Consider the following 14,505-nt stretch of genomic DNA (forward strand, 5'->3'; position numbering starts at 1 on the left):
GGGACGTACGTGGCCGCGGGGCCGCGGCCGCCGGCCCGGGGCGTACGGGACACCCGTCGGGCGACGGTCTCTCCGCCGTCATCCGCTATACCGAGTACGGCATCCCGCACATCGTCGGCAAGGACTACGCGAACGTCGGCTTCGGCTCGGGCTGGGCCCAGGCCAACGACCAGGTGTGCGAGCTCGCCAAGGGCTTCGTCAGCCTGCGCGGGGAGCGCTCGCGCCACTTCGGCCCCGAAGGCAAGGCCGACCGCTCCCTGTCGGACGCCGGCGACAACCTCTCCAGCGACCTGTTCTTCCGTGGGATCAACGACGCCCGGACCGTGGAGAAGCTCCTCGACCAGCCCGCGCCGGTGGGGCCGAGCCACCAGGCCAAGGAGCTGATGCACGGCTGGGCCGCCGGCTACAACGCCTGGCTCCGCCAGAACCGTGTCACCGACCCCGCGTGCAAAGGCGCCGACTGGATCCGGCCCGTCACCGCGCTGGACGTGGCCCGGCGCGGCTACGCCATCACCGTCCTCGGCGGTCAGGGTGCCGTGGCGGACAGCATCACCGGCGCCAGACCCCCGTCCGGACCCGCCGCGTCCAAGCCCGACGCGTCCCGGCCGAAGAGCGCCCCGGCGCCGGCGGATCCCGCGCAGGCGGCCCGCGCGCTGTTCTCCCGCCGCGACGCCGCCATGGGCTCCAACGCCGTGGCCTTCTCGGGCTCCACCACCGCCGGCGGCCACGGGCTGCTGCTCGGCAATCCGCACTACCCCTGGGAGGGCGGCCGCCGCTTCTGGCAGTCCCAGCTGACCATCCCCGGTGAACTCGACGTCGCGGGCGGCTCGCTGCTCGGCCTCCCGATGATCTCCATCGGCCACAACGCCCATACGGCCTGGAGCCACACCGTGTCCACGGGCGTGCCCATAAACGTGTACGAGCTGAAGACCGCGCCCTCCGACCCGTACGCGTATCTGGTGGACGGCAAGCCGGACCGCAGCATCGTCGTAGCGCGCCGCCCCCCTCCGCCAGGTCCACCGTCCGGCGATGGGCGACTCCCCGCCGGACGGGTGTCCTCTTCGCGCGTCACGCTCCCTCTCGCGCAAGCCCGATGTGGCCGGACGTGGACAGGAGGACGGAACCCCTTCGGGTCACGGCTCCCGCGCAGCCGAGCCCTGGCCTGAAACCACAGAGCCCGGCCTCGACCTGCAGCCCCTGCCTGGCGCGCCTTGGAACGGCCGTGCAGCTGCGGAGTTCCCCGTCGATCAGAGCCTTGGGGGCGCCTCCCCTCCTTCCTGCGTCAGAGACAGGGAAACCGCAGGTCGTAGCTCTGATCGGATGAGTTGTCGTACCACTCGATGGTGCTCCCGATGAGGCTGGCAGCGACGACTCTCCTGATGCTCCCGGTGGTTGGGGACCGTACGTCAACCGCCTGCGAGGCAGGCCGGCATCCCTCGGCCCGTCGTCTCCGGCGGTTCGGGCCCGTCCGGGGTCGGCGGCAGGTCAGTGATGAAGGTGCGGATCTCCTCGGCCTCGGGCACGGCGAGGGCGGTGTACAGGTCGAAGGCCTGTCGGGCGTGGTCGTGGGCGACGCCGATCCGGCCGAGGTCGCGGTGGACGTGCGCCAGGCCGGCGTGGGCGCGGGCCTGTTCGGGAAGGTAGCTGAACTCGCGGGCGAGGGTCAGCGCCGTGTCGTGTTCGGCCGTGGCCCGGGCGAGGTCGCCCATGGAACGGGCGGCTTCCGCCAGGGCGTTGAGGGATTCGGCCTCGTCGCCGGGGAAGTCGAAGCTGCGGCTCAGCTGCAGGGCATCGTGATGACGGTGTCGGGCCTCGTCAAAGTGGCCCTGCCGTTGGTACAGCAGCCCGATGTTGTTCAGGACGACGATCTCGCCGATGCGCGATCCGTTCTCGCGATGCAGCTGGAGCGCCTGGCGGTGATGGTCGTGGGCGTCCTCGAATCGTCCTCGGCGCTCGTGGATGATGCCGAGTTCGGTCAGTGATCTGGCTTCGCCGGCGCGATCGCCGAGTTCACGGAAGAGCGCGAGGGACTGCCGGCAGTGGTCGTGGGCCCGGTCGTACTCTCGGCGCCGGGAGTACAGAGTGCCGAGGTTCTGCAGGGCGCGGGCCGCGGCGCCCTGGTCGCCGACGTCGCGCGAGAGGTTCAGGGCGCGCAGGTAGCACTCGGCCGCTTGCTCGTAGGCTCCGTGCCACCAGTAGTGCACCTCGCCGAGGTCGAGGAGCGTGCGGGCCTCGGCGGCCGTGTCCCCGCTTCGTCGGCTCGTCCGGAGCGCGAGGCCGTGGAGGTCCAGTGCGTCGGCCTGGTGAGCGTGGCCCAGCAGGTAACGGTGCAAGGTGGCGGCCAGCTGGCTGGGGTAGGGGAGCCAGTCGTGGTCGGCGGTGTGCCGGGCGACCGCCATGAGGTTCGCGCGTTCTCCGTCCAGCCACGCGATGGCCTCGGTCTCGTCCAGCAGGAACGAGGGTTCCGTGGTCGGTGCGGGGATGCGTGGTCTACGGCTCTTGCCCTCGGGGTAGAGGTGGTCGACGGCCGTGCTCGCGGTGTGAAGGTAGTGGTGGAACAGTCGTCCGACGGCGTCGCGCTGGACATCGGAGGGTTCCTGGGTGGCCGCGGTGGCCAGGGCGTGTTCGCGCAGCAGGTCGTGGAAGGTGTAGCGGCCCGGCTGGTGCTGTGCCAGGACGTGGGCGTCCAGGAGGTCTTCCAGGAGCGTCTCGGCCTCCTCGCTCGGGAGGCCGGCCAGCGCGGCGGCCGCCTCGGCGCCGATGTCACGGCCCGGCTGCAGCCCCAGGAGCCGGAACATACGCTGCTGATCAGCAGTCAGCTGCTGGTAGGACAGCGTGAACGCTGCGGCCACGCCCCGCTCCGACGTGGCCAGCTCGGACAACCTGCGGCGCTGGTCGCGGAGTCGGGCGGCCAGATATTCGACGGTCCAGCGGGGGCGATGGTGCAGCCGGGCGGCGGCGATGCGGACGGCCAGCGGCAGGAAGCCGCACAACTGGAGCACGTCGAGGACGGCGAGTGGTTCGGCGGCCGCCCGTTCGCCCACAATCGCCGTGAACAACTCCACGGAGTCCGCGGCAGGCAGCACTTCCACGGACAGGGCGTGTGCACCGTCCAGGTCGGTCAGCCGTCGGCGACTGGTGACGAGGACGAGGGTGCGGGAGGCGCCGGGCAGCAACTGGCGCACCTGGTCGGCGCCGAGGGCGTTGTCCAGCACGGCCACCACGCGACGACCGGAGAGTTCGGAGCGCCACAGCGCGGCGCGATCGGCGGCCGATGCCGGGACCTGTGCCGCGGGCACGCCGAGTTGGCCCAGGAGGATCTCGAGCGCGGCACCGACGTCGAGCGGCTCCTGACCCGCGGTGTGCGCCTGAAGGTCGACGAACAGCTGCCCGTCCGGGAAGTGGTCCGCGAGGCGGTGTCCCGCATGGACCGCGAGCGTCGTCTTGCCGACCCCGGCCATCCCGTCGATCGCCGCGATCGTCACGCTTCCGCTGTTGTTGCTCGTCCACAGGCGGGTCAGCCCGTCGAGCTCGCCCTCGCGTCCGGTGAAATCCGGGACGTCGAAGGGCAGGAAGTTGACCCGCCGCGTCGTCGCCGGCTCGGCGGCCGGTGGCTGCAGGGCGGGTTCGTCACGCAGGATCTCCTGTTCGAGCTTGCTGAACGCGTGGCCGGGGTCGAGTCCCTGCTCCTCAGCCAGGGTCGCCCGGAATTCTCTGGCCACCTGCAGCGCGTCGGCCTGGCGTCCTGCGCGGTGCAGGGCGAGCATCAGCTGGCAGCACAGCCGCTCCCGCAAGGGGCTGGCCGCCGCGTGGACGGTCAGTTCGTCGATGAGGTCGTCGTGACGGCCCAGGGACAGTTCCAGGTCGGCCAGGCGCTCGACGGCGGTCAGCCGCTGCCCGTTCAGGCGTGCTCTGACGCCCTGGACGTAATGGGCGGTGATGTCGGCCAGCGGCTCTCCCCGCCACAGCGCCAACGCGGTACGTATCTGGCCCACCGTGTCCAACGGGTCGGCAGAGGTGGCCGATGCCTTGGCGATCAGGCTGGTGAACTCGTGCAGATCGAGCTGTCCCGGCTCGGGAGCGATCACGTACCCGGCCGGCTGAGTGGACAGCATCCGGTCGGCTCCTGAAGCGCGCAGCATCCGTCGGATCGCGGCGATCGTGGTCTGGATCTGTGCGCGGGCCGAGTCCGGCGGCAGCGGTCCCCACATCGCGTCAACCAGACGGTCCGTACTGATCGCGACCCCGGCGTGGAGCAACAGGTAGGCCAGTACCGCCCGATGACGGGGTGCCAGCCCGGGCGGCTCCGAACCGGGGGCCAGGGTCTCCACCGGGCCGAGGACCATGAACCGCATACGTCACTCCGGGGATCACCAGCGCGTGCATAGAAGAAGCATCGGGAATGTATCAAGATCCACCGGCAGGGTTACCGGCATGCCAGCACTCCACACCATCGAGCCGGAGAAGGCGACCGGCGAAGCCGCGAACCTGTTCACCGCCACGCACCAGGCCCTGGGGGTCATCCCCAACCTGGCCAAGGTGATGGCCAACAACCCGGCCGTACTGAAGGGATACGTGCACGTCGTCACCGCCCTGAGCGCGGAGGGGACTTTGTCGGCGGGTGTGCGCGAGCGCATCGCGCTGCTGGTGGCGCAGGAGAACCGATCCGACTACTGCCTGTCCGTGCATGCGTTCCGCGGGACCAAAGTGGCCGGGCTGACCACGGCCGAGGCCACCCGCGCGCGGCGGGGCGAAGCCGACGACCCCTGGGCCGTCGCTGTCCTGGACCTGGCCGCCGTGGTGGTCCGGGACCACGGAGTCGTTTCCGACGCGCAGCTGGCGACAGCCCGGCACGCCGGCCTCTCCGACGGGCACGTCGTCGAGGTCATCGCCCACGTGGCACTCAGCCTGTTCACCAACTACCTGGCCACAGCGGCGCGCATCGACATCGACTGGCCGCTCGTGCGCCACACCGACTGGGAGAACGCGATGACCTGAACGTACGCGATGACACGGTCAGGGCCGGACCGCCCGAACCGGATCCCGCAGCCCGCGCCCAAAGGAATGTGAACCATCCCCACCGAGGAGTCCCACATGATCACCGCCGTCCACCTCACCGAGGTCTCGACCGAAGACGCCACCGCCTGGCATGCGGTCGTGGCGGCCTCGCTCGCCAGCGATCTGCCCGAGGAGCCCCGGCCCACGTTCGAGCAGGTCCACGCCCAGCTCACCGTCGTCGGGAGGGACAACCGCCGCCTGCTGTGGCTGGCCACCGCGGCCGACGGCGCGGTGCTCGGTGTGGCCGGGCTGCGGCTGTTCACCTCGCCCGGTCAGAGCCACCTGGCAGAGCTGGAGCTGCACGTCGCCCCGGACCGGCGGCGCTCGGGAGTGGGCTCGCACCTGCTGGCCACAGCCGTGAAGGCAGCACAGACCGAGCAGCGTCGCAGCCTGGTGGCCGCCGCACCCGGTGACGGACCGAGTGGCGCCTTCTGCGCCGCGCACGGCTTCCGGCGCGTACTGGCACTTGACCACCTGCTTCTCGACGTCGCGCACGCCGACGATGCCGAGGCCGACGCCGAGCACCCCGGCTACGAGCTGGCCGGCTGGACCGGCACGGTTCCCGAAGAGCTGGCCGAAGCGTTCGCCGCGGCCAAGAACGCGATGAACGACATGCCCACCGGCGACTGGGACTACGGCAGCCAGACCTGGACCGCCGACCGGGTCCGCGCCATGGCTGAAGTGCTGGCCGACCGCGGTGACCTGCTGCTGACGACCGCCGCGCTCCGCAAGGGGGAGGTGGCCGGATACACCGAGATCGTCATCCGGGCCGGGGAGACCCGCCGGGCCCTGCAGTACGACACCGTCGTGGTGCACGCTCACCGCGGCCACGGACTCGGGCTGTGGGTCAAGGCCGAGATGGTGCGCAGGCTCCGTGCCGAGCACCCCGGAATCGTGGAGATCGAGACCGACAACGCACAGGACAACACCCACATGCTCGCCGTGAACCGCCGCCTGGGCTTCCGCTTCCACCGCAGCACCCACGAATACCAACTCGACCTGCCCGCCAACTGACCACTCCCCCGACACTTCAACCCGACCAGGGAGCACCCCACCATGTCCAAGTTCACCGCATCAGGGCAGCGCAAGATCCGCGACGTGCTGGCACGGCACGTGGAGTCCGGCAAGATCCCCGGAGTCGTCGCGCTGTTCAGCAAGGACGACGAGACGCACGTCGAGGCGCTCGGCACGATGCAGCACGACGGCGGCGCCCCGATGCGTCGGGACACCGTCTTCCGGATGGCCTCCGCCTCCAAGCCGGTCTCGATAGCGGCCGCGATGGTGCTGCTGGACGAGTGCCGGCTGCGGCTGGACGACCCGGTGGACCAGTGGCTGCCGGAGCTGGCCGACCGTCAGGTACTGAAGGCGTTCGACGGCCCCATCGACGAGACGGTCCCGGCACGCCGTCCGATTACCGTCCGGGACGTACTGACCTCCACTTTCGGCCTCGGTATGGACATGACCTCGATCGGTACGCCGATCATGAACGAGGTCTTCGCGCAGGGGCTGACGCCCAACCTGCCCACGCCCATGCCCGACCAGGACGAGTGGCTGCGCCGCCTGGGCGCGCTGCCGCTCATGCACCAGCCCGGCGACCACTGGCAGTACCACATCGCCAGCGACCTGGCCGGCGTGCTGGTTTCCCGGGTGACCGGCAAGACCTTCGACGAGGCGCTGCGCGAGCGCGTCTTCGGCCCGCTGGGGATGAACGACACCGGCTTTCACGTCCCGGACGAGAAGATCCACCGCATGCCGGTCCTCTACGCGCCCGACCCGGCGTCCGGCGAGTTCCATGTGTGGGACGAGTCCAAGGGCGGCCGGTGGAACGTTCCTCCGGCGTTCCAGGGCGGCGGGGGCGGTCTGGTCTCCACCGCGGACGACTACCACGCCTACTTCAGGATGCTGCTGAACGGCGGCAAGCACCGCGGCGAGCGGATCCTGTCCCGGCAGGCGGTGCAGCTGATGACCACCAACCGCCTCGCCCCCGCGCAGAACGCCGCCCGCACCGAGCTGGCCACCAACAACGTCCACATCTCCTTCGGCCAGGGGCAGCACGGAGGCTGGGGCTTCGGGATGGCGGTCCGGACCTACCGCGGCGACTACGCGCCCGTCGGCCAGTTCGGCTGGGACGGTGGCGCCGGCACCTCCGCGTACGCCGACCCCGTCAACAACGTCGTCGGCATCCTCCTCACCCAGGTCGGCGCCTCCGTCCCCAACTCGGTCCACCTGATGCACGACTTCTGGACCACCCTCTACCAGGCGGTCGAGGAGTGAGCGCTCACACAGGCGTAGTTGCTCCTGCCGCACCATCGCCGGCCGAGACCGGCATCCACAGAAATGAGAAGCAAGACATGCGTGTGCTGTTGACGGCGTACGGATCGCGCGGCGACATCGCGCCGCTGGCGGGACTGGCGGCGCAGTTGCGGAAACTCGGCGCGGAGGTACGCGTGTGCGCACCGCCGGACGAGGAGTTCGCTCAGCTGCTGGCGAGTGTCGGCGTGGAGCACGTGCCGTTCGGCCGACCGGTACGCCCTCTGGTGACCGGCGCGCCGCCGTCGCCCGGGTTCGCCACCGAGTTCGCGGCCGAGCTGGTCGCAGAGCACTTCGACACCGTCGCCAAGGCTGCCGAAGGCTGCGATGTGCTGGTGGCGACCGGCCTGATGCCGGCGGGCGCCCGATCGGTGGCCGAGAAGCTGGGCATCCGCTACGTGTACGCCTGCTTCCACCCGTTCGAGATGCCGTCGTCGCACTACCTTCCGTCGTCGCGGCCGGGCCCGGCGCTGTCTACCGACATGATCGACCCGACCGACAACCGGGCCCTGTGGGACCTGGACGTCAAGAAGGTGAACGCGCTGTACCTCGCGCCGCTCAACGCCCACCGGGCAGAGATCGGGCTGCCGCCACTGGACAACGTCCGCGACCACGTCTTCGGCGACCGGCCGTGGCTGGCGGCGGACCCGGTCCTGGGGCCGTGGCAGGAGCTGGCCGACCTCGACCTCGTGCAGACCGGTGCGTGGATCCTGCCCGACGAGCGCCCGCTGCCGGCCGACCTGGAGGCGTTCCTGGACGCCGGCACGCCGCCGGTCTTCGTGGGCTTCGGCAGCATGCCGACGCGCGCCGCGACGGACGTCGCCAAGGTGACCGTCGAGGCGGTCCGCGAGCAGGGCCGACGCGTACTCGTCTCGCGCGGCTGGGCCGAGCTCGGCCTGGTCGACGACGCGGACGACTGCTTCGCCGTCGGTGACGTCAACCACCAGGCGCTGTTCCCCCGGGTGGCCGCCGTGGTTCACCACGGCGGTGCGGGCACGACGACAACGGCCGCCCGGGCCGGCGCGCCCCAGGTGGTGGTACCCCAGTTCGTGGACCAGCCGCACTGGGCTGCCCAGGTCGCCGAACTGGGCATCGGCGCGGCCCACAACGGTCCGGTCCCGACCTTCGAGTCCCTGTCGGCCGCGCTTAGCACGGCGCTGGCTCCCGGGACCGCGGCCCGGGCGAAGGCCGTCGCGGGCACGGTCCGGGGAGACGGGACGGAGGTGGCAGCGAAGCTGCTCCTCGACACGGCGTCCGCCGCGCCGCTGAGCCGCGAACAGATCTCCGACATCGCGCACGCCGACCACCCGATCAAGTCCCCCCTCAACGACGAATCGGTCGGCGCGCTGCTCGAACGTGCCCTCCCGCGAGGCGACGAACGCGTGCTCGATCTGGGATGCGGCACCGCGGAATGGCTTCTGCGTGCCCTGGCGACCCGCCCGCACCTGCACGCCGAGGGCGTCGACGTCTCCCAAGTCGCCCTGACCCGGGCACGCCAGGCGGCGAGCGGACTCGGGGTCGACGAGCGCCTGGTCCTCCACCACCAGGAAGCCGCCGACTTCGTCTCCACGCAGCCGTTCGACCTGGTGATCAGCGTCGGCGCCACGCATGCCTTCGGCGGCCTCCTCCCCGCCCTCGCGGCGGCCCGCAAGCACCTGGCCCCCGGCGGCCGCGTCCTGATCGGTGAGTCGTTCTGGGACCGCGCCCCTTCCCCGGCGGCCGTCGAGATGTTCGGTGACCTCGATGACCTGGCGACCACGGTGGACCGCGTCGCCGCCGACGGATGGATCCCTGTCCACGGCCACGTCAGTACCCGCAGCGAGCTGGACGCCTACGAGTGGGCCTGTTGGGGCTCGCTGGCCGACTGGGCTCTGGACCACCCCGCTGACCCGGCCGGCGCACAGGTGCTGGAGACGGCCACCGCTCAGCGTTCGGAGTGGCTGCACGGGTACCGGGACAGCTTCGGCTTCCTCTGCCTGGTCCTGCGTCAGACATCGGATGGGGCATCGTGATGACGGCCCTCGTGCCGCCGACTTTGCGAGAGGGAGTGGCGCGAGGGCGTTTGGTTGCTCCTTACTCTGGGGCAGCGGAGCCTGCGAAGTCCCGCTCGATCGGCTCAATCCCGGTGGGTGTTGGCTTCGAAGCTGGTCGACGTGTCCAGTCTTCGGCCGAAACCCTTACGAGGGCCTGTCGACACTCGGCCCGGCCCGGACGTTTCTGCAGGTCGCAGTGTCGGCAACCAATGTCGGGAATGTCGGGACTCAACGTCGGCAAACGGTGCTGCTCGACGGCCCCCTACCCGCTGGTCACTTGCCCCCTGGTGTCAGAGATAGGAGTCCGGGGCCAGCACGTGCACACGAGGGTCTGGCTCGCCAGCCCGTCCGGCTCGTCCGGCTCGTCGGCGGCGATCTGCGGCCGTGGCCAGCGTCCCAACAGCCCGGTGCCTTCGGGGCCAGTGGCGCCGAGAACGCCGGGCCCCTTCGTACGGATCAGCGGCAGCGGGATCATGCGGCACCCCCTTCTTCGCGTTCGGCGTGCTGGGCGAGCAGCGCCAGGACGTCGTCGCCCGCCGAGGTAAGGGCCTGGCGGGTGAGGCGTTCGGTGCCTTCGGCGCCGGGGCGGCGCTGCTCGATCGCCCGCGCCTCGGCGTCCGGCTCGGGGGCCTCGGCGAGGGCCCGGTACACCGAGGCGACCGACGGGTGCTGCCCTGCGTTCTTCCCGGCCTTGATCGTCAGCTTCTTCGCGATCCCGGGGACGGGGACGCCACGCTCCTTCAGCGCGCGGGCGAAGGTGAGCATGTCATCGTCGATGACCTTCGGCCGTCCGCCGCGGTTGCCCTTCGCTGCGGCTGCGTGCCGGCCTTCCAGGGCCTTCTCCCGGATGTAGTTGCGCTCGATCTGGGCGGCGGCGGCCAGGACGGCGAAGAACATCGCGCCCATGCCGTTGGGGTCGTAGATGCCGCTGAGCGGGCCGGTGAGGAGTTCGAGCCGTACGCCGGCGGCCTGGAGCCGGCCGGAGAGGGTCATGAGCTCGGCGGCGTTGCGGGCGAGGCGCTTGGGTTCGTGGACGGTGAGGATGACCTCCTGGTCGGGGGCGGCCTCCTTGATGTCGTATGCGAGCTTGAGCGCTTTCTCCAGCTCCGGCCGGGTCTTGGCCCGGGTGCTGATCTTCTCGGAGAAGATCCGTTTGCAGACCGGTGCGAGCGCGTCGAGCTGGCTCTGGAGTTCCTGCTGAGCGGTCGAGCAGCGCGCGTATCCGATCCGGATCGGCTGGGCGGTCGTCGCCGGGATCTGCTCGACGGGCGGCCCCGGCTTCCAGGTGCGTCCCGGGCCGCGGTCCTCGGGCACCGGCACCTCCAGCTCCTCCTTCAGCGCGGGGACGAGGATGAAGCGAGCCGTGTGGTACTTCGTCGCGGCCTTCCCGCCGCGGGTGCGGCACGGACTTCCGGCGGGGGCTTCACACTTCGGACAGTCGTGTCGTTCTACCGGTTTTGAGAGGACTTCCGCGAACGGCGACCTGGGGAAATGTGATCGCTGTGGGGGCTCTCGCAGAACTCTCGCATCTGTTCCATTTATGAGAATCACCGTGCGTACAGCTCTGGCCCCGGCTTGTCTTGCCGGGGCCGATCACCAGCGGGCGGCGGGGGACCGACTGGCCCGGACCGCGACAAGCTCGCCGCCAATCTGAAGGCAAAGTACGAGGGCGGGAAGCCATCCGGGCCCTGGTGCTTGCCGTGGCGCCGGATGGCTTCATTGGGGTGGGCCAAGCACCTCGTCGGCGCTGCGGGGCTCCGTGCGCGGTTGCTGGTTGAGCTTGTGGCGCTGGATGGAGGATCGCCGGTAGACCTCCTTGCGGGCCCGCATGATGTTGCCCAGGGGCGCGTGCTCGGCGGTGACCCTCCAGGGTGTGAAGGACAGGGCGTCCATCTTTGCCAGGTTCTCCGGGCCGGAGATGTCCTGCTGTGGCAGCCGTAGTTTCGCCACGGTGACGGGCGGCGAGAGCTGTTCGGGCCATTCCACGGTGGTGTCCTCCACCGGCATGCGCTGCAGGTCGGTGCAGAGTTGGACCTGGATGTCGAAGGCGTAGGGCCGCTCCTGGAGCTCGGCTTGCAGGGCCGGCCGGAAGACCTCCTGCGCGGAGGTCGGGTCGATGTCGCGCCGGACCACCGCGGCGGCGGCGGACGGATCGGGGGTGATGCGCACCTTGGCGATGTAGTCCCCGTGCCGGACCGCGCCCATGGTCCAGTAGCTGGACAGCAGGACGTTCGTCAGAGGGGTCTTCGACAGGCGCAGGAAGGCCAGGAACTCGTCCCATGCCCAGTTGTCCTGTTCCAGCGTTCCTTTTCCGGTCACGAATTCGGTGAAGAAGCGATGTGCTCCGGGGCGGCCCTGGGAGAAGTAGGACGGCGCGTTCAGGAACAGGTCCTGGATGAACAGGTAGTGCTCGATGGTGTTGCAGAAGAAGATCGGTCCGTTGATGTTGGCGTAGTCGAATGTGCCTGTGTCCGGTTCGTCTTCCAGCAGGGTGGGGCCGGGGATGTCGAACATCTTCAGTGCCAGTCCGGTGGCGGTGCCCAGTCGTGCGTCGGCTCCGGCGTGGGGCGAGCCGTTGGAGAAGCGGATGAGTGCGTCGTGGGTTCCCGGGGTCGCGTAGATGCCCTGGGCGTACTCGGGGGGAAGCCCGTCCAGGATCTCCACTTCGCCTCGGACCAGCCCGTAGCCCTTGGCGTGGGCGTCGCGAAGGGCCTGTCCGGTGCCGCCGGCCGTGACCGACTCGGCGATGAAGCTCTCGGTCTTGTCGATCACCTTCTGCAGGTACTTGTCGAAGTCCGGGTCGTCGTCTTCGACGTCAGGCGTGTAGCGGACGAACGGTGTTGCCATGGCTTCGGCCTCTCCTTGGAGCGTGATCGGACCCTCGGGCGATGGGAACTGCCGTCAGTCCTCCAGCTCGGCGAGCCAGCGCAGGGCACGCAGACCCGGCAGGAAGCAGTACTCGCCGCCGCGGGTGACCACGAAGCTGGGCAGGTTCCGCAGGCGCCGGCGGACCGGCTTCTCCGGGATGGTGACACTGCCGGTTCCGCCGTGGTGCCCGGCGACGGGGTCCTGCTCGCCGGGGTAGCCGATGAAGTTTCCGTCGTTGACCCACTCGGCCTTGATGAACTCGAACTGTCGTTCCAAGTGGGCGCCGATGAATACTCCGACCAGCCCGCGGTCGGCGCCGTCGTCCTCCAGCACGCCCTCGGGCAGAGGCGGGCCGTAGGTGGTGCCACGGCGGATGAGGCGATGCATCCGTGCGTCGCCGATGATGGTGGCATCGCGGGGGTTGGTGCGCCGGATGTGCGCACCGGCGGGGCACCGGAAGCCGCCGTCGTCGTTCTCCCGGTACAGGAAGTTGTTGACGCGCTGCGGATCGGCCGCCAGCTCCGGATCATCGTGCTCCGGAGACAGCGTCAGCGGCGCCCCGCTGGGCCAGCGCCCGACCATCTTCGCCGCCAGCAGCGCCTCCTCCTCCGCGCTGGAAGTGTTCGCGCGCAGGTACCGGCGCCAGGCCGCCACGTTGGTGTGGATCTTGCGGACGGCCACGTAGGTCCCGTTACGTCCCAGTACATCGGGGCTGGGCGCGGGCGACAGATTGCCGGTTTCGTCGGGGTAGCCGAGGAGGAACTCTCCGGCCTTGATCGGGGCTTCCTGCGGGTTGGAGCCGGGCAGTCCGACGCCCTCGATGTTCGGATGGCTGATGCCGTCACGGAAGCCGAAGGTGGTGCGCCCGGTCGGGAGCTGGTGGACCTTCTGCTGCCAGATCACCTGGACACCGGGTGTGTCCTCGTAGGCGACACGGGCCTGCTCCAGCTCCATGTCCAGCTGGGCCGCGTCGGAGGAGAGGGCGCTCAACGCGATGTGGACATCTCCCGTTCCGAACGGTGCCTCCCATTGGGCCGGTGCGCTCTCGCCCACGTCGCCGATCCGCTCCGCGCGAGCGGCCATGCCCTCACGAAACGCCCGCGGAAAGCTGTCCAGCGACTCCTGGGGCACCCCCAGGGCCCTCAGCCCCTGATAGGTGAACGCCACGGCCACCCAGGCATCCCCGCTCCGGTCCGCGCTGGGCAGACCGCCCGAGGTCACCGGGAGCAGCCGCCGCAGCAGGGCGCGCCCGGCGTGGCGGTCATCGACGCGCAGGAAGACGAACTTTCCCTCGTAGGGAACGGGCCGAGGACGCAGGGCCCCGCTCTGGACGTCGTCGATCTCGACGCGCACGCTCGCCGTGCTGCTGCTTTCCCCGGTGTTCATGATCGCTTGTGCCTCCACATCGGCCTGCCTGTGCCTGGGCAGCCCTCCAGCGGCCGGCCCCGCGGTCGCCGGCCCGGTCCACCGACGTCGGGTCGGTTCCGAGGGTTGGTTCGTGTCCGGGTTCTAGGCCGCGGCTTCCTCCAGCAGCTTCTGGAAGGCGGGCGTGGCAACCAGCTCGGCATTCGCCGGGTTCTCCAGCGCTGCCCGGAACTCAGGGGTGTCCAGCACCTCCTCGAATGCCTCCTCCACGCGATGGTCCTTGTAGATCTGCTGAACGGTCAGATCGGGATAGGCACTGATGAAGACATTCGCGGGCGCCTGGTGGGCGACGAACCAGTCCTTCACCCCCGGATCGTGGATGCCGGGGAACCCCTCGCTGTGCGAGAAGACCCTCTCGAAGCGGGCACCGACCACCGTCTTGGCGAAGTCGTCGATGTAGGCGTCCCAGGAACCGTCGAAGACGCTGGCGAACATGAACCGGGTGTCGTCGTCGAAGATCACATGCCGCGCGTCATGCAGGGTGCCGATCTGCCGTACCGCCGCGTGGGCCTCCGCGTCCTGCGCCGCGTCGGCCATCGCGGCGAGGTCCTTACGCAGCGCCTCGGCCTCGCCCGGCTTGATCTTGGTGAAGACGGTAAACTCGCTGCTCACCCCGTCCGACCTGCCCGGGCGCTCGGGGTGAGCAGACTGGGTTCCACCTGTCGTCGCAGCCATCGTGAGATCCTCCTGACTACGGTCGGTGCGAGGGCCTCCAAGCGCACGACATGGGGCGCCATCGCCCTCACCTCTTCATCCTCACCACGGATGCGCAGCCTCGCATCTTCACGCCTGAGCGATGCGGCCACTCAGC

General features: G+C 70.1%; 9 protein-coding genes and 2 pseudogenes. 6 read left to right on the forward strand and 5 right to left on the reverse strand.

From position 1 onward, the window contains the following. Positions 1–20: 20 nt before the first annotated feature. Positions 21–980: pseudogene (locus RM609_RS02780) on the forward strand (penicillin acylase family protein); the annotation flags it as partial. 426 nt (positions 981–1,406) lie between these two features. Here the strand turns inward: RM609_RS02780 and RM609_RS02785 are convergent. After that, positions 1,407–4,355, reverse strand: coding sequence for an AfsR/SARP family transcriptional regulator (locus RM609_RS02785; protein ID WP_311607564.1), 2,949 nt, complete (start codon positions 4,353–4,355; stop codon positions 1,407–1,409). Between the two features lie 79 nt (positions 4,356–4,434). Between RM609_RS02785 and RM609_RS02790 the strand changes: the two genes are divergently transcribed. The 5 genes and pseudogenes from RM609_RS02790 to RM609_RS02810 all read left to right on the forward strand — a co-directional run bounded on the left by RM609_RS02790 (position 4,435) and on the right by RM609_RS02810 (position 9,380). Further along, on the forward strand, positions 4,435–4,998 hold the full coding sequence (locus tag RM609_RS02790) for a carboxymuconolactone decarboxylase family protein (protein WP_311607566.1): 564 nt from the start codon (positions 4,435–4,437) through the stop codon (positions 4,996–4,998). 96 nt (positions 4,999–5,094) lie between these two features. Then, positions 5,095–6,072 carry a GNAT family N-acetyltransferase gene (locus RM609_RS02795; protein ID WP_311607568.1) on the forward strand — a complete coding sequence of 326 codons (978 nt, stop codon included), beginning with the start codon at positions 5,095–5,097 and terminating at the stop codon, positions 6,070–6,072. 42 nt (positions 6,073–6,114) lie between these two features. Beyond that, complete coding sequence (locus tag RM609_RS02800) at positions 6,115–7,332, forward strand: serine hydrolase domain-containing protein (protein ID WP_311607570.1); 1,218 nt, start codon at positions 6,115–6,117, stop codon at positions 7,330–7,332. 77 nt (positions 7,333–7,409) lie between these two features. After that, positions 7,410–8,621 (forward strand): annotated as a pseudogene (locus RM609_RS02805) (glycosyltransferase); the annotation flags it as partial. A gap of 12 nt (positions 8,622–8,633) precedes the next feature. Further along, positions 8,634–9,380 carry an SAM-dependent methyltransferase gene (locus RM609_RS02810; RefSeq protein WP_311607661.1) on the forward strand — a complete coding sequence of 249 codons (747 nt, stop codon included), beginning with the start codon at positions 8,634–8,636 and terminating at the stop codon, positions 9,378–9,380. A gap of 492 nt (positions 9,381–9,872) precedes the next feature. Here the strand turns inward: RM609_RS02810 and RM609_RS02815 are convergent, their stop codons facing one another. The 4 genes from RM609_RS02815 to RM609_RS02830 form a co-directional block, all read right to left on the reverse strand. After that, positions 9,873–10,952, reverse strand: a complete 1,080-nt coding sequence (locus RM609_RS02815) for a recombinase family protein (RefSeq protein ID WP_438828366.1) — start codon at positions 10,950–10,952, stop codon at positions 9,873–9,875. Positions 10,953–11,117: 165 nt separating this feature from the next. Continuing rightward, positions 11,118–12,248, reverse strand: coding sequence for a catalase family protein (locus tag RM609_RS02820; protein ID WP_311607574.1), 1,131 nt, complete (start codon positions 12,246–12,248; stop codon positions 11,118–11,120). A 54-nt stretch (positions 12,249–12,302) separates the two neighbouring features. After that, positions 12,303–13,655 carry a Dyp-type peroxidase gene (locus RM609_RS02825; protein WP_311607576.1) on the reverse strand — a complete coding sequence of 451 codons (1,353 nt, stop codon included), beginning with the start codon at positions 13,653–13,655 and terminating at the stop codon, positions 12,303–12,305. A gap of 123 nt (positions 13,656–13,778) precedes the next feature. Then, positions 13,779–14,306 (reverse strand): hypothetical protein, encoded by a 528-nt coding sequence (locus tag RM609_RS02830; protein ID WP_311607578.1) that lies wholly within the window; start codon positions 14,304–14,306, stop codon positions 13,779–13,781. Between the last annotated feature and the right edge of the window lie 199 nt (positions 14,307–14,505).

This window comes from Streptomyces hesseae, assembly GCF_031845785.1.
Taxonomy (GTDB): domain Bacteria; phylum Actinomycetota; class Actinomycetes; order Streptomycetales; family Streptomycetaceae; genus Streptomyces; species Streptomyces hesseae.

Excerpts from the sequence above, each read along its gene's own strand:
- RM609_RS02785 (WP_311607564.1), bottom strand. The coding sequence starts at position 4,355 with ATGCGGTTCATGGTCCTCGGCCCGGTGGAGACCCTGGCCCCCGGTTCG.
- RM609_RS02790 (WP_311607566.1), top strand. The coding sequence starts at position 4,435 with ATGCCAGCACTCCACACCATCGAGCCGGAGAAGGCGACCGGCGAAGCC.
- RM609_RS02795 (WP_311607568.1), top strand. The coding sequence starts at position 5,095 with ATGATCACCGCCGTCCACCTCACCGAGGTCTCGACCGAAGACGCCACC.
- RM609_RS02800 (WP_311607570.1), top strand. The coding sequence starts at position 6,115 with ATGTCCAAGTTCACCGCATCAGGGCAGCGCAAGATCCGCGACGTGCTG.
- RM609_RS02820 (WP_311607574.1), bottom strand. The coding sequence starts at position 12,248 with ATGGCAACACCGTTCGTCCGCTACACGCCTGACGTCGAAGACGACGAC.
- RM609_RS02825 (WP_311607576.1), bottom strand. The coding sequence starts at position 13,655 with ATGAACACCGGGGAAAGCAGCAGCACGGCGAGCGTGCGCGTCGAGATC.